Source organism: Chloroflexia bacterium SDU3-3 (assembly GCA_009268125.1).
Taxonomy (GTDB): Bacteria; Chloroflexota; Chloroflexia; order Chloroflexales; family Roseiflexaceae; genus SDU3-3.
The window spans coordinates 105,197-132,137 of sequence record WBOU01000007.1 but is presented as its reverse complement, the minus strand read 5'-3'; the positions used below and the strand labels follow the sequence as shown (position 1 = coordinate 132,137).

Below are 26,941 nucleotides of genomic sequence, written 5' to 3'. Positions count from 1 at the left end.
CGGCCAGCGCTAGGCGTTTCCCAAGGGGAGAAGGGGCAGCGTAACGGTGAACGTGCTGCCCCGGTTCTCCTCGCTCTCCACCGCCACATCCCCCCCGTGCAGCGAGACAATCTCCTTCACCACAAACAGCCCGATGCCCATACCGCTAATATTGTAGCTGCCGGTGACGTTGGCGGCGCGGTGGAAGCGCTGAAACAGCATGGGCATCGACGCGCTGGGGATGCCGATGCCCTGATCGGCGACCGACACCACCGCCCTGCCCGCGCGCGCGGCGGCGCTGATGCGGATCGGCCCGCCAGCGGGGCTGTACTTCACGGCGTTCTGCACCAGATTCTGAAACACCTGCTCCAGCCGGAGCGCATCGCCATGCACCATCAGCGGCGCGTCGGGCAGCTCCAGCAGCAGCGTGTGGGCGCGCAGGGTCGGCTGGATCTCGCCGACGATCTGCTGCAGCAGCGCGCCGAGCGCCAGCGGTGCCTGCGCCAGGCTCAGCTGGCCCGACTCGATCCGGGTGACATCCAGCAGCGCATCGATCATCTGGCGCAGCCGACGCGCCTGGCTGACCGCCACGCCCAGGTTGTGCAGCTCGCGCTCGGGCAGGGCCATGTCGCGCGCGGCGCGGCGCTGGATCAGCTGGATGTTACCCATCAGCGAGGTCAGCGGCGTCTTCAGCTCGTGCGCGGCGACCGAGAAGAACACGTCGCGCATGCGCACGGCGGCCTCGGTGCGCTCCAGCAGGTCGGCGCGCTCCAGCTCGGCCCGGCGGCGGGCGCTGGTATCGCGGAACACCAGCACCACGCCGATGGTGCGGTCGGCATCATCCCGGATAGGCGCGGCGCTAGACTCGATCGGCAGCGCGGCGCCCGAGCGCGGCACCAGCAGCGCAGATGCGGCCTGCGCGATCGGCCCGTGGCTGGAGAGCACGCGGCGGATGGGGTTCTCGGCCAGCGCGCCGCTGCCCTCCTCGATCAGCGCCAGCACATCCTCGACCGGGCGCCCGAGCACCTCCGCGTGGCCCCAGCCGGTCAGCTGCTCGGCCACCTGATTGATGAAGGTCAGCATACCGTTAAGGTCGGTCACGATCACCGCGTCGGCAATGCTGGAGAGCGTCACGCGCAGGTGCTCGCCCTGCTCGCGCACCAGGGCGGCCAGCCGCTCGCGCTCGCGCTGGGCGCTCACCTGCTCGGTCACATCGATCATGTGGATCAGCACGCCCTCGATCGCCCCCGCCGGGTCGAGCGTGGGCTGGTACACGAAGGTGAAGAAATGCTGCTCCAGCACGCCGTCGCCGCAGCGGTCGATCAGCAGTGGGGCCTCATCGCCCATATGCGGCTCGCCGGAGCGGTAGACCTGATCGAGCAGATCGATCGCGCCCTGCACCGCCAGCTCGGGCACCACATCGGCCAGGGCGCGCCCGATGTACTCGCGCTCGCCGAAGATCCGGCGGTAGTAGAGGTTGGCGAACGAGACCTCGTGGCGGGGGCCTTGGAGCACCGCGATGGCCGCCGGAGCCTGCGCAAACAGCCGCTGGAGCTTGGCGCGCTCGGCCTCGGCGATCGCCAGCGCGGTATCGCGCGAGCGCAGGGCCTCCTGGGCCTGGTTGTAGAGCTGCCAGCTGTCGATAGCCAGCGCGATGCGACGCGCCACATCCTCGGCCAGCTGCCCATCGGCCTCGTGGTAGCGGTCCAGCGCCGCCGAGCACAGCGTGAGCACGCCGATGGTACGCTCGCGGGCCAGCAGCGGCGTGGCCAGCACCGAACGCGTGCCGAGCGCCTCGATCAGCTCGCGGCGCGGCGCATCCAGGCCCTCGGCGTAGCCTGGTGCGGCAGATACATCGGCCACCACCTCGGCGCGGCGGGTGCGCAGGGCGGCCAGCGCGGGCCGCCGCGCCGACTGGCCCGCCGGGTAGCGCCGCCCCAGCTCCTGGAGAACCGCATCCTTCGCAGGGTCGATATGGGCCATCACCGCGCGGCGCACGGCCCCATCCTCGCCCAGCAGCTCGATCACGCACAGGTCGCCCAGCAGCGGCAGCAGCATGCGGGCAACCTGCGGCAGCACGGCGGTGACATCCAGCGTGTTGGCCAGCAGCGCGCTCACCTCGGCGATCAGCGAGAGCTGGCGCTGCGAGGCCTCGGCGCTGGCGCGGGCGGCCTGCTCATTTTCCAGCAGGCGCTGAAGATCCTGCTCGTGGCTGACGCGCTCAGAGACATCATCGATCACCACCACCACGCCCGCCACCGCGCCATCGCGGATCAGCGGGCCGATGCGGGCGCTCTGCTGCATGTGTGGGAACGCGGGGTCGGACGAGGGCATGGGGAAGAGGTAGCGGTGCAGGCGCTGCGAGAGCACCGTGGTCTGGCCGCCTAGGGCCAGCTCGAAGTAGCGCACCAGGTTGCGGGCCTGCAGATCGGGGTAGAGCGTGCGCAGATCCTGCCCAAGCACATCGGCAGCGCGGTGGCCGCTGTGCATCTCCATCCAGCGGCTCCAGCTGCGGATGCGCAGGGCGAGATCGGCCACCACAATGCCCTGGCCGGTCAGATCCTGAAACCAGGGCGGGATCGTATCGGCATGCCTATCAATCGACATCGTCATCGCCTTCAAGCCCTTCAAGACCAACAGAGGAAGACTTCTAGCCAAACTGCTCAATCGCGTCGATCAGGCGATCAAGCGACGAGACGCTGAGGATCACCACCAGGTAGCCGCTCACCGCGCTGGCGTGCAGGCGGAAGGTGGTATGCACCACCATGCCATACTGCAGCTCCTCGCGGCCGATCACCACCGAGCGCATCATGCGGTTCAGGTCGTTCAGGTGCAGCCGGGGGACAGAGAAGGAAACGTGAACCTGCAGCAGATCGCCGAAGACGCCCAGGCAGGCGTTCAGCAGAATATTGCCCACCTCGGTTAGCACCTCGCGGGCCGACTCGTTGAGGCGCTGGGAGCGGGCGTGGTCCTCGGTCATCATGTCCACCAGCTGCACCGCCGCATCGTGGCCAAGCAGCAGCAGGGCATCGCCCGCGACCGAGCCGTTGAAGATCTGGTGGACGGTGGCGATATCGCCCTCGATGAAGCGGCTGAGCACCTGGGGCAGATCGCCAAGCGGGTGGATGCTGATCTGTGGGACATCCAGCACAACACGCTGTCCGGTAAGGTCGGACAGGGCGGCGGCGGTGCGGGCCGTAGCGATATTGAGCACCTCGGTGAGGGCATCGTGCTGCTGCTCGGTTAGTTCCATGCCCGTCCTCCCGTCAGGATCTGCGCCACTGCGCGGCGGACCCGCTCCTCCTCGAAGGGCTTGCTGAGGAAGCCGCTGCCGCCTGCGGCATGCACCATATCGCGGGTCGAGCGCTGGATATCGGCGGTGGCCACCAGCACGCGCGCCGCCGGGTCGAGCGCGCGCAGCTGGGCTAGCACATCCAGCCCGTGCATGCCGCGCATGGTCATGTCCAGCGTCACCAGGTCGGGGTGCTCCAGCATATAGCGCTCGATCGCCACCAGGCCATCATCCGCCTCGATGATCTGGTGCCCATCCGCCTCAAGAAAGCGGCGGAGCATGCGCCGGGACATCGTCGAGTCATCCACAATCAAGATCTTCGCCATCAGCACAACTCCTTCAGCGCCTGGGACAGCTCGCCCAGCGGAATGCTGCGGTCGCTCAGCCCAGCCTCCACCACCGCCCGCGGCATGCCATACACCACACAGGTCTCCTCGGCCTCGGTCCACACCACCCCGCCGCGCGCCTTGATCCAGGCGGCCCCGCTCAGGCCATCGCTGCCCATCCCGGTCATCACAATGCCCAGCGCGTGCTCGCCGTAGATCTCGGCGGCCGATTGAAACAGCACATCGACCGAGGGCCGATGCAGCGAGTCGCTCGGCTGGTCGCTCAGGTGGGCGCGCACCCCGCCGGGGCCGCGCCGCAGGCGGATGTGCTGGCCAGCCGGTGCCACAAGCACCGCGCCGGGGAGCACGGGCATCTCGTCGGCGGCCTCGCGCACGGCCAGGTGCGAGATCACACCGAGCGAGCGGGCGTAGAGGCTCGTGTAGCCGACAGGCATGTGGAGCACGATCACGATCGGCAGCGGGAAGGAGGGGGGGAGATCTGGGATCACCTGCTTCAGCCCTTGCGGCCCGCCAGTAGAGATGCCGATCACAATTATATCAAGCGCGTTCAATGGGCGCTGGGCGGCACGCTGCGAGCCCTGATCGTAGGCTGCGGGCGCATCGCCCACGCGCTTGGCAAAGCGAATCTGCGCGGCGCGCTGGACGCTCCCCACCAGCGCCTCGCCGATCTCAAGCAGGCGCTCGCTGGCCAGCGCCGTCGGTTTCTGCACGATATCAACCGCGCCCGCATCTAGCGCGGCCAGGGCGCTCTGGCTCTGCTCATCGGCGATGCTCACCAGCACGATCGGCAGCGGCGCGCGGGCCATCTGGGCGCGCACAAAGGCCACCCCGTCCATCACCGGCATCATCAGGTCGGTTGTCACCACATCGGGCTGGAGCCGCACGACCAGCTCCAGCGCCTCGGCCCCATCGTGCGCGGCCCCCACCACCTCGATCCCGACGCTGCGCGAGAGCATCTGCCGAAGCATCTTGCGCATGTAGGCCGAGTCATCCACCACGAGCACACGGATTGGGCGATCCATAGCGATCCTTTTGTACGCTACTGTTTCACGTAGACGAACGCGCCGCCGATCTCCTGGAGTTGAAAGCGCGTCGTCAGGCGAAGTATCGATTCAGCCACGCCAAGAAAAAGATATGCTGGCTGCGGCATGTGCTCGCTGAACCGCTCGACCGTAGCGCGGATCGCCTGGGGCGAGAAGTAGAGGAAGACATTGCGACAGAAGATAATCGGCGCGGGTGCGCACCGCGCCACCTGCTCCTCCGCGACGAGGTTCACAAGCGACCACTGGATGTGCTGCGCTATCTCGGGCATGGGCTGCCAGCCATCCTCGGCTGGCGTGAAGTAGCGCTCGCGAAACTGCGGCGGCATGCTGCGGAACGAGCGCTCGCGGTAGATCCCGCGCCGCGCCACATCCAGCGCCCTAGCGCTCGCGTCGGTGGCCAGGATCTGGATGGGGATACGCCCGAGCCAGCCCGCCTCGCGCAGCGCGATGGCGATCGAGATCGGCTCCTCGCCGGTGGCGCACCCCGCGCTCCAGATGCGCAGCGGGCCGCTGTGCTGCGCCGCCCAGGCCGGCACCAGGTGCTGGGCCAGCGCCTCCAGCGCCGCCGGCTCGCGCCAGAAGAAGGTCTCGGGCACCGAGAGCGCATCGAGCAGGCGCGGCCACTCCTGCTCACCAGCAGGATCATACCGCAGCAGGTAGTAGTATTCAAGGAAGGATGTGAAGCCCCGCTCCAGCACCAGCCCCGAGAGCTTGCTGGCCAGCAGATCGCGCTTGGCTTCATCATAGTAGTTTCCTGTCCGCTCGTGGATCAGATCGCGCAGGATGCTAAAGGCGCTGTCGGAGAGACCTAGGGTTTCGGCATAGAAGTGCATAGAGCCATATCTAGCGCTGTCGTGCGGCGCGCGCCGCCGAGCGAACATCGGGATCGGGATCGGACTGCGCAAGTGTGGGCAGCCTACGCAGGGCATCGGCATCGCCACGCCGCTGGGCCGCGCCGATGGCGGCGATGCGCACGCGCGGGTCGGGGTCATCCAGCGCGGCCAGCAGGGGCGCGCCCGAGGCAGCGGCGGCCACCGCAGCGGCGCGGCGGGCGGGCTGGCTGGCGCTCAGGGCCAGGCGCAGCGCCTGAGCCGCTTCGGCGCTGGCCAGGCGCCCCAGCCCGGCCAGCGCGGCCACCGCCACGTCATCCTCCGGGCTGGAAGCCGCGCCCAGCAGCGCGCGCTCGGCTACCGGGCCGCCAAGCGCGCCCAGGCCATCCAGCGCGGCGATCCGCACATGGGTGGCGGGGTCGCTCTCGGCCAGCCGGGCCAGCGCCGCCTGCGCGCCTGCGCCGCGCCTAGCCAGCGCGCGCGCCGCATAGTAGCGAACCCAGGCTTCTTGGTCGGCCAGCGCCGCCTCCAGCGCCACCTCCGCCGCAGCCGACTCCGAATGGCCGAGGGCGCGGATGGCTGCGACCCGGATGCTGGGGTCGTCGCTTCGGGCCATAGATAGCAGGGTGGGCAGCACGCGCCGATCATCGAGGAAGGGCAGGCTCTCCACCGCCGCCCGGCGCACGTGCTCATCTGGGTCGCCGCACAGCGCCAGCAGGCGCTCCACGCACGAGGGAAAGCTGAAGTAGCCCGCGATCTTCGCCGCCGACTCGCGTGTGGCGGCATCCGGCGCGGCCAGCAGGGGCGCGATGCTGCCTTCCATGCCCGGGCTGCCCAGCGAGCTGAGCGCCCCGACCGCCGCCTGGCGTACAGGCGCATCCGGGTGGCCCAGCAGGCCCAGCAGCGGCTCGAAGGCCCGCTGGTCGCCGATCCGCCCGAGCGCGCCCGCCACCGCCACAGTAAGCTCGGGCCGATCGCGCAGCACGCCCAGCAGCGCGGGCACCGCCTCGGCGCTGCCGATCCGCCCGAGCGTCACGATCGCCGCCTCGCAGGTGGCGAGGTCGGCATCGCCTAGCTGCGCCACCACCGCGCCCACTGCGGGCGCGCCCACAAGGGCCAGCGCGTCGATCGCCGCCTCGCGCACATCCTCACGCGCGAGCAGCGCGGCCAGCGCTGCCGCGCCTGCGGCGCTCGCAACACATCCCAGCACCATGGCTAGCGCACGAAGATCCTCTACGCTCGCCCTGCCGAATGCATCCAGCAGGCGCTGCTCACCATCAGGCTGGAGCGCCGAGCGCAGGCGCGCGGCCAGCGCTGCCGTGCCGATCCGCTCGCCGATGGCGGCAAGCGCGCGGGCAATCTCAGGGACAGGTGGGGCGGGGGTGCCGAGCGCCCCAGCCAGCGGGCCGATCGCCTCGGCCCCGCCGATCTGGGCCAGCGCCTGGGCGGCTGGTGCAGAAAGCAGGTCGTCGTCAAGTAGGAGCACGATCTGTGCCGCAGCTGCCGGGTCGCCGATCTGGGCCAGCGCGTCGATCGCAGGAAACGAGAGGAAGAAGTCGCGCTCCATCGCCACCGCCAGCAGCGCCGGGACCGCGTGGGCCGCGCGCAGCCTGCCGAGCGCCTCGATAGCGTGGTAGCGCACATTCACATCCGGGTCGGCCAGGGCCGCCTCCAGCGCAGGCGCGGCCCGCACATCGCCACGCTCGCCGAGCGCCAGGGCCACATAGCCGCGCAGGTCGGCATCTTCCGAGCGCAGCAGCGCGGCCAGCGGGGCCACGGCATCCTCGTCGGTGCGCGCCAGGATCTGGATGGCGCTGTTGAGCGCGCCGAAGCTGCGGTGGTGCTGCACCAGCACCTGCACCAGCCGCTGCACCTCGTCCCCACCTGCGCGCTGGGCCAGGGCATCGACGGCGGCGTGGCGCACCCGCCAGCTGGCGTCGTCGATCGCGCCGCCCAGCAGCGATGTGGCGGCCTCGTGCGCTGCCAGCCACTGGGCCGCGCGCAGCCGGGTCGGCTCGTCCGGACTGCCCAGGTCGCGCTCGCAGTCGCACCGCTCGGTCACATCCTCCACCACTGCCAGCACCCCGATGATCGCATCACCGTCGCGCAGCGGGCCGATGGATACGCGCTGCTGCATGTGGGCGAAGTGGCGGGATGGCAGGCGCGGCGGGCATGCGATCAGGTAGTGGTGCAGGGCTGGAGCCAGCACGCTGGCCGCACCAGATGTGGCGGCATCCTGAAACCGCGCCAGGATGCCGCGCGCCGCAAGGTCGGGGATCAGCGCGGTGAGGGGCTGCCGCTGCGCTGCGTCGGCGGGGATGCCAGTGATCTGCTCCATCCCGACATCCCACGCCAGCACAGCCAGCGATGGGTCGGTGGTAAACATGCCGCTCACCGATACGGCGGGCTCATTCAGATGCGTCATAGTGCCTAGCCTGTGCTGCCATCCGTCTCAAGAATCTCGCTCTGCTTCAGCAGGATCAGTGCCGCCTGCCGGGTCTGGCTGAAGCCGAGGCTCTGGCGCTGGGCCAGAGTCCGGGCCTGCTCTAGCGCGGTCGCCAGCGCCGCCGTGGCCGAGGCGCGCGCCTGGTTGGCATCCACAATACCCTTCAGCTGCGCAGCGGTGTCCCGCGCCACCGCCCGGATCTCGGCCATGGCCCGCGACTGCTCGGAGAGCGAGCGGGCGATCTGCACCGAGCGCGTTCGGATGTTGTCGACCGCCGAAGTTATGTCTACTGCCGCCCGCGACTGCTCATCCAGCGCGCTGCTAACATTCTTGGTGAGCAGTGCGAGCCGCTCGGCCTCGCGCGTGATCTGCTCGCTGGCGCTGGCGTGCTCGGCCAGCGCATGCGCGGTGGAGCTGGCGCTGCCACGCATCGCCTCAATCGACTGGAGCATCTGGTGGGTGCCGCGCACCTGCTCATCGGTAGAGCTGCGGATCTGCGTGGCGATATTAGTGGTATTCTGCGCCGCAAGCGTGATGCTGCGCGCCGCCGTGCGCTGCTCGACCATGGCCTGCACCACCTGATGCGAGATCAGCCGCATCTGCGCGGCGCTCTGCGCCAGCGACTGCGTGGCCTGGGCCTGCTCCACCACCGCCTTCGCCACCTGGCGCGACTGCGCCGCCGTGGTGTTGACCGCCGCCGCCACACTCTGCCCCGCGCTCATCTGCTCCTCGGTGGCGCGCGCGATCTGCGCCACGATCTGGGTGTTCTCCTCAATCCCGCTTAGGATCTGCCGCAGCCCCTGCGATGCCTCCTCGGCCTGGTGGCTGGCGTCCTCGGCGATCCGCATGCCATCGGAGGATGTCGTAATCGCCTCCTGGACCGAATCTTGGAGCGCCTTGATGATCGTGGCGATGTCAGCGGTGGCGCGGGCCGATCGATCGGCCAGGTTGCGGATCTCCTCGGCGATCACGGCGAAGCCCCGCCCGGCATCGCCCGCGCGGGCCGCCTCAATCGATGCATTCAGCGACAGCAGGTTGGTGCGCTCGGCCAGCAGGTTGATCGTATCGACGATCCCGCTGATCTCCTGGGCGCGCCTGCCCATCTCGCGCATGGTGGTGGCCGAAAGCGTGATCGAGTCGCGCATGCGCCCGAAGCCCTGGATGGAGCGCTCCACCGCTGCGCCGCCAGTCTCGGCGTCGCGCGCGCTGCGGCGGCTCAGCGTATCGGCCTGGTGCGCCAGGTTGGCCACAGCGTGGATCGAGCGATCCAGCTGCGTGGCGGCGGTGGCCGCATCGGTCGCGGCGCTGGTGATCTGCTCGGCGTTCTGGGCCACACCCTGTACCGAGCGCGAGATCTCCTCGATCGATGTCGCGACCTGCTCGATTGACCCCGAGAGGTTCTCGGTGATCGTGCTGACCTCCTCGATCGAGGTGGCCATCTCGCTGATCGAGGACGCCGTCTCGCTGGCGGTGGCGCTCAGCTCGTTCGCGCTAGAAGCCACGCCGATGATCGACGACGACACCTCCTCGATCAGGGCCGCCGTCTCATTCACCGACGAGGCCAGCACCTCCGACTCGCCGTTCACCGCCTTGATCGCAATGCTCACCTGCCGGATCGCGTCGGTGGTCTGCGCCGACGACTCGGCCATCTCCTGGGCCATCCCGGCCACCTGCTGGATGGATGCGCTCGTCTCCTCGATCGAGGTGGCCGACTGCTCGACCGATCCGGCCAGGCTGGTGGTGCTGGAGGTAAGCTCCTCGATCGACACCGAGATCTGGTTCACCGCCGAGGCCATCTGCTCGGATGAGGTGGCCACAGATGAGGCCTGGCCTGCCGTCTCGCGCAGCGCCGCCGTGATTGCGGTGCTGCCCTGCTCGGCCTGCCCCAGCGCCCCGCCCAGCGCGGCGACGTCGGCATCGGCGGCCTCAGCCACGCGCAGGATGGCGCGCGCCTGACGCTCAAGCTGGGCGGCACGCTCGCGGGCCAGCGCGCCGCGCCTATCGCTCTTCGGTCGGTTGAAGAATGCCATGGTCGCGCTCTCCTTCATCGGGGCCAGCATCTGGGGCTAGCGAATCGGTTATCTTCAGCACCTCGTCGAGCCGGAGCAGCAGCGCCAGCCGCTGTCCAAGCGTGGCCACACCCTCCAGGTAGCTGCCGCTCAGCCCGCTGATAGCCGCAGGCGGCGGGCTAATCGCGGCAGCGTCGATACGGGCGAACTCGCGGGCGGTATCCACGATCAGGCCCACCACCCGCTCGCCGCTGGCCACCACCACAAGCCGGGTGCGCAACGTGTGCGGCTGTGGCGCGAAGCCGAAGCGCGCGCGCAGGCTCAGGGCGGGGATGACCTGCCCGCGCGAGAGCACGATGCCCTCCACCGCCGGGGGGGCGTTGGGCACCGGCGTGATCTGCTCGATCATCTCGACATAGCGCACGGCGATGCTGGGGATGGCGTAGGTTGCCCCGGCCAGCTCGCAGAGAATATACTCGCTCATGGTCAGCTCTCTCGGGCTGCGGATGCGGGCCGCAGCAGCGCGGCCACATCCAGAAGAAGCACCACACGACCATCGCCCAGCTCGGTGGCCCCGGCCAGGTATGGCTGCGCCACCAGCGGGTCGTTCAGCGGGCGCACCACGATCTCGCGCTTACCCAGGGCGCGATCGAAGACCAGCGCGGCAGCGCCGCCGCCCTCGCCCACGACGCAGGCGTAGCCGTGGTGCAACGCCCCCGCGATCTGAAAGCGCTGCGCGATGCGCACCAGCGGCAGCGGCGCACCGCGGTGGGTGATCAGCTCGTTGCGCTCCAGCGGCGTGATCTGGCCTGGCTCCAGCGATATGATCTCGCCGATGGCCGAGAGCGGGATGGCGAAGCACTGGTCGGCCACAGCCACCAGCAGCGCATCCATGATCGCCAGGGTCAGCGGCAGGCGCAGCGTGAACGTGGTACCCTGGCCCGCCACTGTCTCCAGCGCGAGCGCGCCGCGCAGCTCGTGCACGGCGTTGGCCACCACATCCATCCCCACGCCGCGCCCGCTCACCCTATCGGCCTGATCCCGCGTGGAGAACCCTGGCGCGCACAGAATGTCGAGTATGTGGTCGGGGGCAAGCTCCTCGCCCTCGGCCAGCAAGCCGTGCGCCCTAGCCCGCGCCGCCACCCGCCCAATGTCGATCCCACGCCCGTCGTCGGCCACCGTCACCACCACGTGCTCGCCATCGGCGGCGGCTCGCAGGGTGAGCCTGCCCGCGCTCGGCTTGCCCAGCGACACCCGCTCCTGGGTCGGCTCAAGGCCGTGGCTCAGGGCATTGCGCACTAGGTGCATCAGCGGATCCATCAGCCAGTCCACCAGGAACTTGTCGATCTCGGTGTGCTCGCCCTGGATGACCACCGCCAGCTGTCGCCCAAGGTCGCGGGCAAGATCACGCGCCATGAACTGGATGCGGCCAAAGGATTCGCCGATGGGCACCAGCCGCGTCCGCATCACCCCAGCGCGCAGGCTGCGGGTCTGCCGCTGGAACGCGCCGACCAGATCATACAGGGCGCGGGCGTCGGCGCTGGGCAGCAGCGGCGCGGCCTGGGCGATCTGCTCCTCTAGCCGGGCGTTGGCGATCACCAGATCGCCGACCATGCGCATCAGGTCATCTAGACGCTCTAGGTCGACGCGCACCACTGTCCCGGCTGGGATCGGGGGAGCTGGGCTGGCAGGCGGCGCGGGGGATGCGGCAGGGGCGCTCGGCGCGGCGGGCTGGGTGTAGGGGGCGACGGCTAGTCCATCGGCGGCCCAGCCATCGAAGGCGCGCTCGGGCGCGGCGCTGGCCAGCACAAAATCGAAGGTGAGCATACCGCCGGGGGAGACCTGCGGGGCGGCCCGCAGCAGCTCGCCCAGGGCCAGCAGACGCTCGCGGATGCTGTTGACATGCACGCCGCGCTCGGCCAGCGACGCCGATGGTGTGAACACGATACGCCAGACCCGCATGCCCTGGGCCAGCGCCGCCGCGATCTTGGCGGGCTCCGCCCCGCCTGGCGCGGTGGGCGTGGTCGGTGCGCTGCGACTGCCCTCGGTCATGTCGGCCAGCGCGCGGATCGTTGCCTCAACCGGCGGGGCAGCAGCCCCGGTCTTCCGGGCCACCAGGCACTGCTCCAGCAGCCGAACACCGCCGATCAGCGCACCTAGCATCTCATCGCTCAGATCGGCATCGCCCATCCGCAGGGCGCGGAGCAGCGCCTCCAGCTCGTGCGACAGTAGCTCGATCTCGCCCACTCCCACCATCCCGGCCAGGCCCTTGAGCGAGTGAAATGCGCGGAACAGCTCATCGATCTGCGCCAGCCCTGGCTCATCCGGGGCTTCCTCTAGCGAAAGTAAGATACGCCGCGCCAGCGCCAGATGCTCCTCGCTCTCGGCGAAGAAATCATCGAGAAACTCGCTAAAGAATTGGCTCTCGCCGCTAGAGGTTGGCACGTGCGACCCTTCTCGCCGCTCGGCTATACGCCCTGGAGCAGGAGCCGCGCCTGATCGGCGAGCATCCCAGGGGTAAATGGCTTGACCACATAGGCGCTCGCCCCCGCCTCCAGCAGATCCTCTTGGCTTGATTCATCGCCCCGTGTGGAGATGACGATGATCGGCAGCTGCTGGTAGCGCTCCTGCGTGCGCACAAAGCGCACCACCTCGCTCCCATGCATGTCGGGCATGTTCAGGTCTATGGTCATCAGATCGACAGGCGCGATGATCAGCCGCTCAAGCGCCTCCAGCCCGTTGTTGGCCTCACTGAAGGTGACATCGCAGAGCGTGCGAAGCGAGGCGATGATCATTCTGCGCATCGTAGCGGAGTCATCGACGACAAGAATATGGCGCATAGCATTGCCCTGCCTTTCACAGCGCTAGAGGTGAGCGCACGCGACTGCTGCGAGGCCCAGTTCGATAACAACAAGCCAGAACCGTCTAGAGGCGAAAATGATCATGTGATCGCGGTGCTGATCCAGGTGCTAGCATTGTAGCATATTCCTTCTCAGCGGCGGCGCATGGTGTACCACGCCGAGTCAAGCCGGGTGCCGCGCACCTCGGTGACACCGGACACCGCCGCCGCCAACTCGAACGCAGCGGCGAACAGCGGCTCGACCACGCCGTGCGGCATCCGCGCTGGCCCCTCGCCCGGCGCGCCGTGGTGCGCGAACAGCAGCAGCGTGCCGCCAGGCCGCACCAGCCGCGCCACCTCGGCGGCGTAGGCTCGCCGCTCGGAATCGCCCAGCCCGTGCAGGCAGCCCACATCCACCGCTAGGTCGTACGGGCCGGCCAGAAATGCCATGTCGGCCACCGAACCCACGTGCAGCTGCACCTGTTCGGCCACGCCAGCGGCGCGCACACGCTCGGCGGCCATGGCCACCGCCTCGGGCACATAGTCCACCCCATCCACCTGCCAGCCCGCCCTGGCCAGGTGCATGCAGGCCCGCCCCGCGCCACAGCCCAGATCCAGCGCCCGCCCCGCCGCCAGCTCCCTAGCGATCGCGATCACCTCGGGCGGCGGCAGCTCGGCATCCCATGGCATGTCGCCCGCACGGTAGCGCTGCTGAAACGACGCGAAACGGGCATCCGACTGCTCCTGCTCGCTCATCACGATCCCTCCTTTCAACATGCTCGCCCCCACTGTAGCAGGGCGAGGCTGTAACCTTCCACACCTTGCGCGCATCCACTAGCTAGCGGCCACACGCGGTGGCCACCCTATGGGAGCATTCCTATGACAACATCTCTGCTGGCGCTGGCCATCGGCGCGCTGATCGGCCTCTCGCTTGGGCTGCTGGGCGGCGGCGGCTCGATCTTGATGGTGCCCGCCCTCGTCTACCTGCTGGGGCAGGACACCCACACCGCCGTCACTTCGTCGCTGGTAATCGTGGGCCTGAACGCCCTAGCGGGCGCGGTGATGCACCGCCGCGCTGGCGACGTGCGGCTCGGCTCGGCCCTGCTGTTCGGCTCGGTCGGGCTGGCCACGGCCTTCGCGGGGGCTAGGCTCTCGGCGCTGCTGCCCTCCGCCGTGCTGCTGGTGCTGTTCGCGCTGCTGATGCTGGCCGTGGCCACCCTGATGCTGCGCAGCCGCCGCGAGGACACCGCGCAGGATGCCGCGCCCGTGATCTGGTGGCAGCTGCTGGCCGCTGGCGGCGCGGTCGGCTTCCTCACCGGGTTCTTAGGCGTGGGCGGCGGCTTCCTGATCGTGCCCGCGCTGGTGCTGGTGCTGCGCCTGCCCATGCGCCAGGCGGTCGGCTCATCGCTGGTGGTGATCGCGGTGAACAGCGTGGCGGGCGTGCTGGGCCACATGGGCGATGTGCACCTGAACTGGGCCATGATCGGGCTGCTGCTGGCGGGCGGGCTGCCCGGGCTGCTGGCGGGCACGCGCTGGGCGGGCGTGCTGCCGCCCATGCGGCTGCGGCGCGGCTTCGCGGCCCTGGTGCTGGCGCTGGGCACGGTGCTGCTGGCGATCAATCTGCCGCAACTGCTGGCATAGCTCCTCTTTTTATATCTTTACGGCGTACGATGTGATCATACGCCTTTTTTCTTTCACGTCCTCTGCTTTTCGTATCTATACTCGGTAACACCCCCATCCGGGCCGGTATGGGCTTGGGGAATATCATTTTTTGTGCGATGAATACGGTAGATACGCTTGGATCGCAGGAAAGCCATCATCGTAGCGTACCCCTCCCACCCGGCCCATGCGGCAACGGTGCCGCTATAGTTTTGATGGCCATATGCACCAACACCAGCCGCCGGGGAACAGCACGGGAACACCTCAAATCGGCGTCTAGGGGCCACTGCTCTGGCGGGGTTCAGGGGCGCGTAGCCCCTGACGCCGCCCGCCCAGGGCATCCACCCACCCATCAAGAAGAACCAGTATGATCGAAGCCGCCGCCCGCGCAGGACGACTCGGGCAACGCTGCAACCAGCAACAGTTGGCCCGACTGCGTTTCCACCATAAATGACCGCATTTCCATCATATCAGACTTGCTATGAGCGCATCGAGGCAGGGCTGCCAACACAAAAAAGGAGCAGGCCGCCGCCCGCTCCCCTTTCCGCCCCCCTGCGCCTGCGCGGCTACTGCTCGCCGCGCCGCACCGGGAAGCCCGCCCCCACCCACGCGCCCATGCCACCATCCACATTCGTCACATCCGCAAAGCCCGCCCGCAGCAGCAGGTCGCAGGCCACGCGGCTGCGCCCGCCCGAGCGGCAGATCACCGCCACCGGCTGATCCTTGGGCAGCTCGGCCATGCGCTGCGCGAGCGCGTCCAGCGGCATCAGCCTGGCCCCGGCGATATGGCCATCCTGGGCGTACTCGCCAGGGCTGCGCACGTCGATCAGGGTGAACGGGGCGCTGGGGCCGTGCTGCTGCTTCAGCGCGGCCACGCTCATATGCTTCAGGGCCGCACCGCTCTTGCCGCCAAATATCGCTTTGAACATTGCTCTGTCTCCTCTTTTTCTGAAAACTTCGCGCCTTCGTGGTATTCGCCCGCCCTATCGCGTCGTCGGCAGGCCGCTGGAGGACCATGCGCGGTAGCCGCCCAGCATATTCGTCACATGGCGTGCGCCGTGGGCCTGCAGGATGCTGGCCGCGATGGCCGAGCGCCCGCCGGACTGGCACTGCACTACGATCGGCTTCTCCAGGTCGATCTGGCCAAGCTGCTGCATCAGCGTGCCCAGCAGCATGTGGCGCGAGCCGGGGATATAGCCGCCCTCGCGCTCGCCCGCGCCGCGCACATCCAGCAGCGTCACCTCACCGGCCTGGATGGTGGGGGCAAGCTCGACAGGGCTTGCCACATCGTAGCGCTGGAGCGCGTGCTGGCTGGCCTGCCACGCCTCGATCACGGCCACATCGAAGGTGCCCGCCGTGCCATCCAGCCCAATCGAGCGCAGGTCGCGCAGCACCTCGGCCCGCTGGCGCTCATCCAGAATCAGGTAGAACGGCTCCTCGTAGCCCAGCAGCCAGCCCGCCCAGGTGGTAAACGCGCCATCGAAGGGGATGTTGATGCTGCCTGCGATATGGGCCTGGGCAAACGCGCTGGCCGGGCGGGTGTCCACCACCGTCGCGCCCTGCTCTAGCAGCGCGACCATGCTGCCGAAGCCCAGCAGCGGCGGGGCCTGCACCTGGACCACCAGCGGCGCGCCGTGCTTGTTCAGGTGCTTCATCATGGCGAAGTAGTGCGGCGGCTCGGGCTGGCCATCCAGCAGCGCGGCCACAAAGGCATCCTCATCCTCATAGCCGAATGCCCAGCTGGTGCGCTTCTCGTAGCCCACGGTGGAGGAGGGGATAGCGCCCAGGGCCTTGCCGCAGGCGCTGCCCGCGCCATGGGCTGGCCACACCTGCAGGTGCTCGGGCAGCGCCGCAAAGCGCCTGAGCGAGTGGAACATGCGGCGCGCACCCGGCTCAGCGGTACCGCCGATGCCCGCCGCCTTCTCCAGCAGGTCGGGCCGCCCAATGTCGCCCGCAAACACAAAGTCGCCAGTGAAGATGCCGATCGGCTCGCTGGTGCGGGCGGTGTCGGCCACCAGAAACGCGATGTGCTCGGGAGTGTGGCCGGGCGAGTGCATCACGGTGAAGGCGATCCGCCCCAGCGCGAAGGTGTCGCCGTCGTGCAGCAGCGTGTGGGGGTAGGCATCCAGGCCCTGGTACTTCCAGCCCGCGTCGCCCTCGTCGGAGAGGAACAGGCGCGCGCCGGTGCGGGCCGAAAGCTCGCGCGCGCCGGAGAGGTAGTCGGCGTGGATATGGGTCTCGGCCACGGCGGTGATGCGCATGCCCTGCTGGGCGGCCTCGGCCAGGTATGGCTCGATGTCGCGGCCTGGGTCCACCACCAGCGCCTCGCCCAGCGACTGGCAGCCGACCATATACGAGGCGTGGGCAAGCTTTGCATTGTAGAAGTAGCGTAACAGCACGGCGGAACTCCTTCTCGTCTGGTGTAACAGCACCGAAGAACTGCAACTCACAGGGTAGATGCAGCGCGGGGCGCAAAGGTTACATCGCGCGGGGAGGAATCTGCCGAGGCGCTTCTAGGATGGCCGCTCGGGGTCGCATGGCTTGCTGGCCAGCATCCAGTCGAGCAGGCGGCGCTCGACCTCGGGCGGCAGCGCGGCGGGGGCCTCGGGCTGGGCGCGGCAGGCCGCCACAGTGCGGCGCAGCACCTCGTAGCGCGCGCGGCAGGCCGGGCATGCGGCCATGTGGCGCATCAGGGCCTCGCGCTCGGCGGCGGGCAGCTCGCCATCCAGCAGGGCATCGATCTGGGCGCAGGCGACGTGGCAGGGGTCATCGCTCATCGGTCGGCTCCGTGGCATCATCCACATAGGCGGCCAGCAGGGCGCGCAGGCGCTGGCGGGCGCGGTGCAGCCGCACCTTCACCGCGCTCTCGCCTAGGCCCAGCTGGCGGGCGGTCTCCTCGGTGCTCAGGCCATCGATCTCGCGCAGCACAAACACCACCCGCAGCGTCTCGGGCAGCGCGGCTAGCGCCGCGTCGATGGCCGTGCGCAGCTCGCCGCCGAGCGCGGCGCTGGCCGGGTCGGGCGGGCGGGCCACGGTGGGCTGGGGCGACTGGTCGGCGTCCAGCGTCTCGGCCAGGCTGTCGATCTCCACCTGGGGCCGCCTGCGCCGCAGCCGCATCAGGGCCTCGTTGGTGACGATGCGGTAGAGCCAGGTGCCCATGCTGCTCTCGCCCGCGAAATCCTGGAAGCGCTCGCAGGCCTTGATGAAGGTCTGCTGGAGCACGCCCTCGGCCTCGTCGGCGTCGCCCAGCAGGCGCAGGGCGCGGCCATAGACCATGGGGGCGTAGCGCTTCACGAAGCAGGTGCAGGCGTCGGCCTCGCGGCGGCGCAGGCCGTGCAGCAGCTGCATCTCGTCGTCGTACACGTGCAGGTCGATCACGGGGCCGGGCATGGCGTGGCTCCTGAAAATCCAAACAGGCAGCCCTAAGTGCAGGGGCTATGCGTTTTTGTTTCACCGAAGATTCTTTACCACGAAGACACGAAGGCTCTTATCACTTTTTTGAATCTTCGTGCCTTTTCCCTTGGTGTCTTGGAGTCTTGGTGGTAACAGAATCAGCGCTCTGTCGAGAACGCATAGTCCCTGAGTATAGCGCGTCGGGGATTGCGCCGCAAGCTCGCGGGGCACAAAAAAAGCAGCCAGTGCGTTTAACACTGGCTGCTATTTGGCGGAGCCGACGGGATTCGAACCCGCCACCTGAACCTTGACAGGGTTCCATGCAAACCGCTACACCACGGCTCCACGTGGTGACCCCAGCGGGATTCGAACCCGCGGTCTTCACCTTGAGAGGGTGACGTCCTAGGCCGCTAGACGATGGGGCCATTCATTTTTAAAACCATCGCTTGCGGCGACGTGTGGGATTATAGCACGGCTCCCCAGAAAATGCAAATTGCCATCTCTAGGGCGTACGGAAGATCGCATATATCGCATCCGCACCCCCCAGAAAGCCTATGGCTTCAAGCCATAGACCTCCAGCACATAGGTCGATGGCTGGCCTAGCAGCGAGACAAAGCTTGTGTCGAATGAGGCCGAACCGCCCGGCGTGAGAACTTCATTATCCCCTATATCGCCAAACATGGTCTCAACTCCCACCACATGGCCGGTATTATCGTAGAAGGTCGCCCGGATCTGCACAAACTTCAGCGGATAATCGGATGTGTTCACCGCCGTGCCCTTCAACTCAAACGAGAAGCTGTTGGACGTGATCGAGACATCGCGCGCCGCCTGGCCCTTCACCACATAGCCGAGCTGAAAGTCGGCGGCGCGGCTGTGCACATCAATGCGGTAGCTGGCGAACTTCGGCCATTTCTGCTCGGAGAAGATAATGCGAAATGGCGCGATCTCGTGCGGTGCAAGGTAGCCATCCACGAACCCCTCGGCGTAGCCGACGTTGCCGCCCTGCGCATCCAGCAGCGTGATCTGGATCTGGATGGACTCGCGCGGCGAATCCCACTCATTGCGGATCTCGCCCAAGAAGCTGACCTGGCCGCCGTCGTTCGTGTCGTACGAGAGGCCCGCGATGCTAAACGGCTCCGTTTTTATCTGCTGCGCATCGGCAAACGGCGCGCGCTCGGCCCGCGCCAGATCCTCGACCTTGAACGCGCCGCCCGTGGATGGCTGGATGTTCACAGAGCGCTCCCCATCCGCGCGCACCACACCGGCGGGCTGCTCTACCTCCTGCGCACGCGGCTGGTCGGGCCACTCTATCTCTACCGGCGTCGGCCTATTCCACGCCAACAGGGCAGCCACCGCCAGCACCACCAGCACCACGCTGCCAACGACAGCCAGCAGCCAGCGCAGGAAGCTGCCGCGCCTGGGCAGCTCGCGCGCCAGCGCCAGCGTGGCCCCCGTGGCCGCGCGCGGGTCGAGCGTGCGCAGCTCGGCCCCTACCTCGGCCACGCTCTGGGGCCGCTCGCTAGGCGACTTAGCCAGCATGCGCCGCACCAGCGCGCCCAGCTCGGCGGGGATGCGGCCATCCAGCGCGCACGGGTCGGGCGGCGGCAGCTCCAGGTGGCCGCGCATGGTCTGGGCGATATCGCCCTCAAACGGCACGCGCCCTGTGAGCATCTGGAAGAGCATCACGCCCAGCGCGTAGATATCGGTGCGGGCGTCGGCCTGGCCGCCGGTAAACTGCTCGGGGGCCATGTAGGCCGGGGTGCCCAGCATTGTGCCACCCCGCGTCAGGCGCTGCGCGTCGGCCTCGGCCAGGGTGCGCGCGATGCCGAAGTCGGCCAGCACGGGCGTGCCGCCGTGGCGCAGCAGCACGTTGGCGGGCTTCAGGTCGCGGTGGATGACGCCCTGGCTGTGGGCGTAGGACAGCGCATCGGTCAGCGCCAGCACGATCTCGACCGCCTCGCCCGGCGGCAGCGCGCCGCCCTCAAGCCGATCGGCGAGGCTGCCGCCCTCGACCAGCTCCATCACGATGTAGGGTCGCTCGCCCGCCAGCGCAATATCGAGGATATTGATAATGTTCGGGTGCGAGAGCGAGGCCATAGCCCGCGCCTCGTGCAGGAAGCGCTCGCGCTGCTCGGCGCTGGCGCCAGCCTGGATCTGCTTGATCGCCACGGGGCGATCGAGCAGCGCGTGGTAGGAGCGGTAGACAGTGCCCGCGCCGCCCGCGCCGAGCTTCTCCTGAATGGAATAGCGATCGATCATCGGCATCACCTCTGCTGGGGTTTGCCGAGGCCGCTACTGAAACGTGGCCAGCGCCGCCCCAGCGTTCACGATCTGCCCCGGCTGGGCAAGCACCTCGCCGATCACGCCCGACTGGGGTGCCTGCACCTCGTTCTCCATCTTCATCGCCTCGACCACGAACAGCACCTGGCCCGCCTCCACCTCCTGCCCGACCACACACAGCGCACGCACCACCGTGCCCTGGATGGGGCTGGCGATGCTCTTGGCATCCACCGCCGCCCGCGTCGAGCGGGCCTTGCGCGCAGGCCGCGCGACATGCTGCTGCCCGCCGCGCTCATTCACGCGCACCGCGAAACGCCGCCCGTTCACCTCCACATCGAACAGGCGCGGCTGGGCATCATCTTCCTGGTCGGGCAGGGACGCCTGGCCGTGGTGCTCCAGCGCGGCCAGCTGGGCGCCTAGATGGCGGGGGATGAAGTGAACTGAGACGCCGCCAGCGGCAAACGCCGGGTGGGCCAGCGCCAGCTGGTGGAAAGGCAGCACGGTGCGCACGCCCTCGATAGTGAAGTCGGCCAGGGCGCGGCGCATGCGGGCCAGCGCCGCCTCGCGGCTCTCGGCCCACACCACCAGCTTGGCCAGCAGCGAGTCGTAGTGTGGCGGGATGCGGTGCCCAGCGCCCACGCCGCTATCCACCCGCACGCCGAAGCCCGCAGGCTCGCGGTAGGCCCCGATGGTGCCCAGCGCGGGCCGAAACTGGTGCGCCGGATCCTCGGCGTTGATCCGGCACTGGATGGCGTGGCCGCTCCAGCGCACGTCGGCCTGGCCGAACCACAGCGGCTCGCCCTGGGCCACGCGGATCTGGGCCTGCACCAGATCGATGCCCGTCACCATCTCGGTGACGGTGTGCTCGACCTGGATGCGCGTGTTCATCTCCAGAAAGTAGAACGCGCCGCCCTCGTACATGAACTCTAGCGTGCCAGCGCCCACATAGCCCACCTGGTGGCACAGCGCCACGGCGGCCTCGCCCATGGCCCGGCGCTGCTCGGGCGAGAGTCCAGGGGCCGGGCACTCCTCGATCAGCTTCTGGTGGCGGCGCTGCACCGAGCAGTCGCGCTCGCCCAGCGCGACCACCGCGCCGTGCATGTCGGCCAGCACCTGCACCTCGATATGGCGCGGGTCGGTGAAGTACTTCTCGACATAGAGCAGCGGGTTGCCGAACGCCGCCTCGGCCTCGCGCCGCGCCGCGTCGAACGCCGCCTCGGCATCCGCCGCCGCCTGCACCACGCGCAGCCCGCGCCCGCCGCCGCCGCCCACCGCCTTGATCGCAATCGGGTAGCCGTAGACCTCGCCGAGGGCGCGCACCTTGGCCGCGTGAGGCACTGGCTCCAGCGTGCCCGGCACGATAGGTACCCCCGCCGCCTGGGCCTCCTGGCGGGCGGCGGTCTTGCCGCCCATGCGCCGCATAGCATCGGCGGGCGGCCCGATGAACACTAGGCCCGCCTCCTCGCAGGCCTCGGCGAAGGCCGCGTTCTCGGACAGGAAGCCGTAGCCGGGGTGGATGGCCCCCGCGCCCGCCTGCTGCGCCACCGCGATGATCCGGTCCATATCGAGGTAGGGGCGCGGCACGCCAGCGCCGGGCGCTGGCTCCGGCCCCAGCAGATAGGCGGCATCCGCATAAGCCACGTGGGGCGCGTCGCGGTCTGGCTCGCTGTACACGGCCACCGTGCGCAGGCCAAGCTCTTTGCAGGCGCGCATCACCCGCAGCGCGATCTCGCCACGGTTGGCCACAAGCACCGAGGTAAACTTCATGGGAACCCTTTTTTGAAATGCTTCGGAGGAAGACTACGAGCCGACCACCCCGCGAGACCAGCGCGAGGCCCATGCGCCGCGTTCGGCACTGGCCCACGCGGGCCGGGGGCCGCAACCGCAGGCCATGCCCTGGCCCTCCAGCAGCGCCGCCGCGCGCCACGCTGCGGCGGGCTGGGCGGCGGGCTGCGCCGGGCCCTCGGCCAGCAGCAGCGACACGGCGGCCACAGCGGCAGCAAGCTCATCGTCATCGGCATCTGCCGCATCGGCAAGGTCAAATATGCGCATTGATCGTGCCCTATGTTGGGATCTTCACCACCAGGCAAATAGTACGGCGAGAAGAAGATTCTCGCAACCGCGCGGCGCATGTGCTACAATCGCCCAAACATACCGCTGCCGCAAGCCCACGCCTGCGGCGATGATCACTCACGAATGTAGGAATGCTATGAACGCATCGAGCAGCGCGCTCCGGTTCACGCTTGGCTTCATCTGCGGGGCTGCGGCCAGCATTATCGTCGGCTCGCTCTTCATCCCGCGCAGCGGCATCCAGAACCGCGAGCAGGTCGCAAACCGCGGCATCGAGCTAAAAAATCGCGCCGAGGAAACCGTACGCCGCGCCCAGGAGATCGCCAATGAGACGGTGGCCAAGGTGCAGGTGGCCGCGCAGGACATCATCCAGCGTGGCACGGTAAGTGCAACTTCCCCCCAGTGATATGCGTCGTATCCGCATCGAAACCCCAGGCAGATCAGGGCTACATGGCGCAAGCCGTAGGTAGCCTTTTGCCACGATTGCGGTGGGAGGAAAGCGGTGTTCTTCAACTCAGGCTACTTGCTCTTTGTGCTCATCCCAGGGATGCTGCTTGCCGCATTCGCCCAGTGGCGGGTGCGCTCGGCATTTGAAAAATATTCGCAGGTGCGCAACCTGCGCAACCTCACCGGGCTTGATGTGGCCCGCATTCTGATGCAGAACGAGGGCCTGCAGCACGTGCAGATCAACCAGATCCCCGGCATGCTGAGCGACAACTATGACCCGCGCAGCAAGGTCATGAATCTCTCGGTCGGCTCGGCCAGCCAGCCCTCGGTCGCATCCATGGCCGTGGTCGCCCACGAGCTTGGCCACGCCCTGCAGGACAGCCAGGGCTATATGTGGCTGCAGCTGCGCTCGGGCATCGTGGGCATCGCCAATATTGGCTCCAACTTCGGCTGGGTGCTGATCTTCATCGGCATGGCGCTCGGCGCGATGCATAGCTCGGGGCTGGGCTGGAACGTGGCCATGCTGGGGGTGCTGCTGATGTCCGCCGCAGTCGCCTTCTCGCTGATCACGCTGCCCGTCGAGTTCAACGCCAGCGCCCGCGCGCGCCAGATGCTGCAGCGCAACGGCCTGCTCACCGCGCAGGAGGCCGAGGGCGTAAACGCGGTGCTGAATGCTGCGGCGCTCACCTATGTGGCGGCGGCGGCGCAGGCGATGCTGCAGCTGCTCTACTGGGTAAGCATGCTGTTGGGGGCGCGGCGCAACGACTAGGATTCGCTTCTACATCCATCAGGAGGGTTTGCTTTGGAAGAAGATGCCAAGCGAAGGATCGTCTACGGCCTGCTCAGCCTGGTGCTGAGCATCGCCGCCACCCGGCTCGCGCTGTTCCTCACCAACAAGATCCTTGGCGAGCCAGACACCGAGATAGTCTAGCCACAAGCCCCGCCCATGGTTCGCATGGGCGGGGCTTGGCTTTACGGCGCTGGCTCGGGCGGCAGATCTGCCGTGTAGCGCTTCAGGGTCACCACCAGCCGACTCAGCTGATTTGTCGCGTCGCGCATCTGATCGATCAGGGTAAGCAGCTCGTCATCATCGAACTCGCCGCGCGACAGGCGATCGACTTCCGATCCCAGAGCGCTTACCGGCCCATAGAGCTCGTACACCACCATGGACAGCAGCTCATTCGTGCTCAGCCCTGCCCATGGGTGCGGCTCCTGCGCATTTGCCGAGGGGGTCACGTCGGCCATACCGATGCTCCTCCGCTGATAGTGGTAGCTGAATTGCCCGTTTTTCCTTGGATCTCGGCGGCCTGCTTTAGGGCAGCTAGCGAAGACACCCAGCCCTAGCCGAGCGGCTAGGGCATAGGAAAGCGTGGGCGGCTCGCGCGGATGGCGGCGAACGCCGCGTCGCTTAACGCTTCCTCGCCAAGAAAGTACAGCACGCTGGTGGCCTCGTCGTAGCGGAAGCGCCGCAGAAGCCAGGTGCCAAAGCCGCCCTGCTGCGCGACATCGAGGTGCCACAAGCCGTGGGTCGGCTCGTGCTGCTCGCGCACCAGCCACACATGCTCGCCAGGGTTGAAGGTTATGGAAAGCAGCCTGCGAGCTTCGCTGGGGTCGGGTGTTGTCTGCGGGGCGGGATATTGTAGCTGGCTTGCCTGCTGAACAGCCTGGTCGCTCATACACATTTCCTTCATCTATCGCATTGCGATGCTATTATACCATAGCCGCTTGTGCCACTCCATGCCTCTAGGCTCGCCCACGTTGTTACCCACGAGCGTACTTTCGTCCAGCATTTCCCACCCTAACTATCATACAGCCCATTGGTGGTAGCACCATGGCTGCGCAGTGGGAAATCAGGCCCGCTGGGCATGCCCCAAGCCTCTATAAAGAGCACCAAACCGCACGTCCTTGCAGCCCCGTGCTACAATACAGCTATGTTTATGCGCACATGGGGGTTTGGTCCATCGGCAGCGAGCCGCACATCGCCCTGGGATCAGCATCGTAACTGGACAGGTTTGGGATCTCTGGTTACAATCGAAGCTAAACTGTTTTAGCTCACCAGGGGAACCAACCTCAGCCCCTAGCTGTAGGAGGAAATAGCAGTGAGTCCGACGAGTGTCGATCTGCTCTTCACGCCCATCCCAAGCCGCATCGCGCGGCTGCGGGAACTCGCCTACAACCTGTACTGGGCATGGCACCCAGAAGCCCAAGATCTCTTTCGCCAGGTCGATCCCGAGCTATGGGAGCTGGTCTACCACAATCCCGTCGATTTCCTACGCGATGTCCGCCAGAAGAAGCTCGCCGCAGCAGCCGAAGATTCCACCTACCTGAGCGAGTACGACCGCGTGCTCGCGGCCTTCGACGCCTACATCGCCGCCACCGACACGTGGTACGCCAAGAACTACGGCAGCGGCGAGGGCCAGGGCATCGCCTACTTCTCCGCCGAGTTCGGCCTGCACGAATCGCTGCCGATCTACTCCGGCGGCCTCGGCATCCTCGCGGGCGACCACGTAAAGGAGGCCAGCGACCTTGGCCTGCCCTTCACCGCCATCGGCTTCATCTACCCCCAGGGCTACTTCCGGCAGCGGCTCGATCACAGCGGCTGGCAGGAGGCGATCTACAACAAGCTGAACTTCGCCGATGTGGCCGCCACGCCCGCCATCACCCCCGAGGGCGAGGAGGTGGTGGTCGAGGTCGAGCTGCCGGGCCGCACGATCTACGCCAAGGTCTACAAGGTGCAGGTTGGCCGCGTGCCCCTGCTGCTGATGGACACCGACATCCACCCCAACAGCCCGCAGGATCGCGAGCTGGCCGCGCGGCTCTACGGCGGCGACCAGGACATGCGCGTGGCACAGGAGATCGTGCTAGGCATCGGCGGCGTGCGCGCCCTGCGCAAGATGGGCATCGCCCCCACCGCCTGGCACATGAACGAGGGCCACTCGGCCTTCCTAGTGCTCGAGCTGGCCCGCGAGAAAGTCAAGCGCGGCATGTCGTTCAAGGATGCCTGCGCCGAGGTCAGCAGCCAGTGCATCTTCACGACCCACACCCCGGTGCCCGCTGGCAACGACGCCTTCCCGCTGCCGCTGATCGAGAAGTACTTCTGGCAGTACTGGACTGATCTGGGCCTCAGCCGCGACGAGTTCATCGAGGTGGCGCTCCAACAGCAGTCCTGGGGGCCGACCTTCGCCATGACGGTGCTGGCGCTCAAGCTCTCCAAGCTGCACAACGGCGTCTCCAAGCTGCACGGCGAGGTCTCGCGCGACATGTGGAAGTGGCTCTACCCCGAGAAGCCGGTCGACCAGGTGCCGATCACCTCGATCACCAACGGCATCCACCCCTTCACGTGGCTGGCCCCCGGCATGCGCCGCATCTACGATGCCTACCTGGGCCGCGGCTGGGAGCACGAGATCGACAACACCGCCCGCTGGCAGAAGGTCTACGAGATCCCCGACGATGTGCTGTGGCAGACCCACAACGAGCTGAAGAACCAGCTGATCACCAACGCCCGCACGCGGCTGCGCCAGCGCTACACCCGCTTCAACATGCCCACCGCCGCCGCCGACTACGCGCTGGATACCAACGCCTTCACTATCGGGTTCGCCCGCCGCTTCGCCACCTACAAGCGCGCCACGCTGCTGTTCAAAGACCCCGAGCGGCTCAAGTCCATCCTGAACAACCCGGCCCGCCCGATGCAGATCATCTTCGCGGGCAAGGCCCACCCCAACGACGACCCCGGCAAGCTGTTCATCCAGCAGGTCTATCAGCTGTCGCTCCAGCCTGGATTCTCGGGCAAGATCCTCTTCCTAGAGGAGTACGATATGTGCGTGGCGCGCTGGTTGGTGCAGGGCGTCGACATGTGGCTCAACACCCCGCGCCGCCCCTATGAGGCCAGCGGCACCAGCGGCATGAAGGCCGCGCTCAACGGCGCACCCAACATGTCCATCCTGGATGGATGGTGGCCCGAGGCCTACAACGGTAAGAACGGCTGGGCCATCGGGCAGGAGAAGGAGTACGCCAGCCTCGAAGAGCAGGACTGGGACGACGCCCGCCACCTCTATACCCTGCTCGAGAACGAGGTGCTGCCTACCTACTACGATCGCGACAGCGCGGGCATCCCCCATCGCTGGATGGCAATCAGCAAGGAGGCCATTGCCACCTGCGGGCCGGTGTTTTCCACCACCCGCATGCTCAAGCAGTACACCCAGCAGCTTTACCTCACCGCTATGGGTGAGACAGCTGCCTAACTGAAAGCAAAAGCGCGCCCCAGATCGAATGATCTGGGGCGCGCTTTATCTATACCCGCCTGGGGG

At 67.8% G+C, this 26,941-nt stretch carries 23 protein-coding genes and 2 tRNA genes; 4 read left to right on the top strand and 21 right to left on the bottom strand.

The features are described 5' to 3' along the window. Positions 1–9 precede the first annotated feature (9 nt). The 11 genes from F8S13_13550 to F8S13_13500 all read right to left on the bottom strand — a co-directional run bounded on the left by F8S13_13550 (position 10) and on the right by F8S13_13500 (position 13,541). Positions 10–2,592, bottom strand: coding sequence for a PAS domain-containing protein (locus F8S13_13550; protein ID KAB8142579.1), 2,583 nt, complete (start codon positions 2,590–2,592; stop codon positions 10–12). A gap of 37 nt (positions 2,593–2,629) precedes the next feature. Next, entirely contained in the window at positions 2,630–3,232 is a 603-nt protein-coding gene (locus F8S13_13545; GenBank protein ID KAB8142578.1) for a chemotaxis protein CheC, read from the bottom strand. Next, positions 3,223–3,597 carry a response regulator gene (locus F8S13_13540; protein ID KAB8142577.1) on the bottom strand — a complete coding sequence of 125 codons (375 nt, stop codon included), beginning with the start codon at positions 3,595–3,597 and terminating at the stop codon, positions 3,223–3,225. Before F8S13_13540 ends, F8S13_13545 begins: the two co-directional genes overlap by 10 nt. Then, complete coding sequence (cheB, locus tag F8S13_13535; protein KAB8142576.1) at positions 3,597–4,640, bottom strand: chemotaxis-specific protein-glutamate methyltransferase CheB; 1,044 nt, start codon at positions 4,638–4,640, stop codon at positions 3,597–3,599. Before cheB ends, F8S13_13540 begins: the two co-directional genes overlap by 1 nt. A gap of 17 nt (positions 4,641–4,657) precedes the next feature. Beyond that, on the bottom strand, positions 4,658–5,494 hold the full coding sequence (locus tag F8S13_13530) for a protein-glutamate O-methyltransferase CheR (protein KAB8142575.1): 837 nt from the start codon (positions 5,492–5,494) through the stop codon (positions 4,658–4,660). Positions 5,495–5,504: 10 nt separating this feature from the next. After that, positions 5,505–7,916 carry a HEAT repeat domain-containing protein gene (locus tag F8S13_13525; protein KAB8142574.1) on the bottom strand — a complete coding sequence of 804 codons (2,412 nt, stop codon included), beginning with the start codon at positions 7,914–7,916 and terminating at the stop codon, positions 5,505–5,507. A 5-nt stretch (positions 7,917–7,921) separates the two neighbouring features. After that, the gene (locus tag F8S13_13520) at positions 7,922–9,997 is read right to left on the bottom strand and encodes a methyl-accepting chemotaxis protein (protein KAB8142573.1); all 2,076 of its coding nucleotides are present in this window, start codon (positions 9,995–9,997) and stop codon (positions 7,922–7,924) included. Then, on the bottom strand, positions 9,936–10,430 hold the full coding sequence (locus F8S13_13515; GenBank protein KAB8142572.1) for a purine-binding chemotaxis protein CheW: 495 nt from the start codon (positions 10,428–10,430) through the stop codon (positions 9,936–9,938). The genes F8S13_13520 and F8S13_13515 overlap by 62 nt, the downstream gene beginning before the upstream one ends. A 2-nt stretch (positions 10,431–10,432) precedes the next feature. After that, complete coding sequence (locus F8S13_13510) at positions 10,433–12,391, bottom strand: chemotaxis protein CheA (protein ID KAB8142571.1); 1,959 nt, start codon at positions 12,389–12,391, stop codon at positions 10,433–10,435. Positions 12,392–12,414: 23 nt separating this feature from the next. Continuing rightward, the gene (locus tag F8S13_13505; protein KAB8142570.1) at positions 12,415–12,786 is read right to left on the bottom strand and encodes a response regulator; all 372 of its coding nucleotides are present in this window, start codon (positions 12,784–12,786) and stop codon (positions 12,415–12,417) included. Positions 12,787–12,938: 152 nt separating this feature from the next. Further along, a complete protein-coding gene (locus tag F8S13_13500) occupies positions 12,939–13,541 on the bottom strand; it encodes a class I SAM-dependent methyltransferase (GenBank protein KAB8142569.1) in 603 nt (200 codons plus the stop codon). 123 nt (positions 13,542–13,664) lie between these two features. Between F8S13_13500 and F8S13_13495 the strand changes: the two genes are divergently transcribed. Then, positions 13,665–14,426: a sulfite exporter TauE/SafE family protein gene (locus F8S13_13495; protein ID KAB8142568.1), complete on the top strand. Its 762-nt coding sequence runs from the start codon at positions 13,665–13,667 to the stop codon at positions 14,424–14,426. A 584-nt stretch (positions 14,427–15,010) separates the two neighbouring features. Here F8S13_13495 and F8S13_13490 read toward each other — a convergent pair. The 8 genes from F8S13_13490 to F8S13_13455 all read right to left on the bottom strand — a co-directional run bounded on the left by F8S13_13490 (position 15,011) and on the right by F8S13_13455 (position 21,884). Beyond that, complete coding sequence (locus F8S13_13490; GenBank protein KAB8142567.1) at positions 15,011–15,373, bottom strand: rhodanese-like domain-containing protein; 363 nt, start codon at positions 15,371–15,373, stop codon at positions 15,011–15,013. Positions 15,374–15,427: 54 nt separating this feature from the next. After that, positions 15,428–16,843, bottom strand: coding sequence for an MBL fold metallo-hydrolase (locus F8S13_13485; GenBank protein KAB8142566.1), 1,416 nt, complete (start codon positions 16,841–16,843; stop codon positions 15,428–15,430). 114 nt (positions 16,844–16,957) lie between these two features. Continuing rightward, positions 16,958–17,221, bottom strand: a complete 264-nt coding sequence (locus F8S13_13480; protein KAB8142565.1) for a hypothetical protein — start codon at positions 17,219–17,221, stop codon at positions 16,958–16,960. Then, entirely contained in the window at positions 17,211–17,834 is a 624-nt protein-coding gene (locus tag F8S13_13475) for a sigma-70 family RNA polymerase sigma factor (protein ID KAB8142564.1), read from the bottom strand. The genes F8S13_13480 and F8S13_13475 overlap by 11 nt, the downstream gene beginning before the upstream one ends. Before the next feature lie 272 nt (positions 17,835–18,106). Beyond that, positions 18,107–18,182: transfer RNA gene (locus tag F8S13_13470), tRNA-Asp, on the bottom strand. Between the two features lie 3 nt (positions 18,183–18,185). Continuing rightward, positions 18,186–18,262 (bottom strand) — tRNA-Glu (locus F8S13_13465). A 127-nt stretch (positions 18,263–18,389) separates the two neighbouring features. Continuing rightward, positions 18,390–20,102, bottom strand: a complete 1,713-nt coding sequence (locus tag F8S13_13460) for a protein kinase (GenBank protein ID KAB8142563.1) — start codon at positions 20,100–20,102, stop codon at positions 18,390–18,392. A 27-nt stretch (positions 20,103–20,129) separates the two neighbouring features. Then, positions 20,130–21,884: an acetyl-CoA carboxylase biotin carboxylase subunit gene (locus F8S13_13455; GenBank protein KAB8142562.1), complete on the bottom strand. Its 1,755-nt coding sequence runs from the start codon at positions 21,882–21,884 to the stop codon at positions 20,130–20,132. A 124-nt stretch (positions 21,885–22,008) separates the two neighbouring features. Here F8S13_13455 and F8S13_13450 point away from each other — a divergent pair, with 124 nt between their 5' ends. Both F8S13_13450 and F8S13_13445 read left to right on the top strand, forming a co-directional pair. Beyond that, positions 22,009–22,593, top strand: a complete 585-nt coding sequence (locus F8S13_13450; GenBank protein ID KAB8142561.1) for a YtxH domain-containing protein — start codon at positions 22,009–22,011, stop codon at positions 22,591–22,593. A gap of 96 nt (positions 22,594–22,689) precedes the next feature. Next, positions 22,690–23,403 carry a zinc metallopeptidase gene (locus F8S13_13445; GenBank protein ID KAB8142560.1) on the top strand — a complete coding sequence of 238 codons (714 nt, stop codon included), beginning with the start codon at positions 22,690–22,692 and terminating at the stop codon, positions 23,401–23,403. Positions 23,404–23,606: 203 nt separating this feature from the next. On the opposite strand, the gene F8S13_13440 is transcribed toward F8S13_13445, so the two are convergent. Further along, a complete protein-coding gene (locus F8S13_13440; protein KAB8142559.1) occupies positions 23,607–23,879 on the bottom strand; it encodes a hypothetical protein in 273 nt (90 codons plus the stop codon). A gap of 107 nt (positions 23,880–23,986) precedes the next feature. Further along, a complete protein-coding gene (locus F8S13_13435) occupies positions 23,987–24,310 on the bottom strand; it encodes a hypothetical protein (GenBank protein ID KAB8142558.1) in 324 nt (107 codons plus the stop codon). Between the two features lie 423 nt (positions 24,311–24,733). Here F8S13_13435 and F8S13_13430 point away from each other — a divergent pair, with 423 nt between their 5' ends. Next, positions 24,734–26,875: a glycosyltransferase family 1 protein gene (locus tag F8S13_13430; GenBank protein KAB8142557.1), complete on the top strand. Its 2,142-nt coding sequence runs from the start codon at positions 24,734–24,736 to the stop codon at positions 26,873–26,875. Positions 26,876–26,941 lie beyond the last annotated feature (66 nt).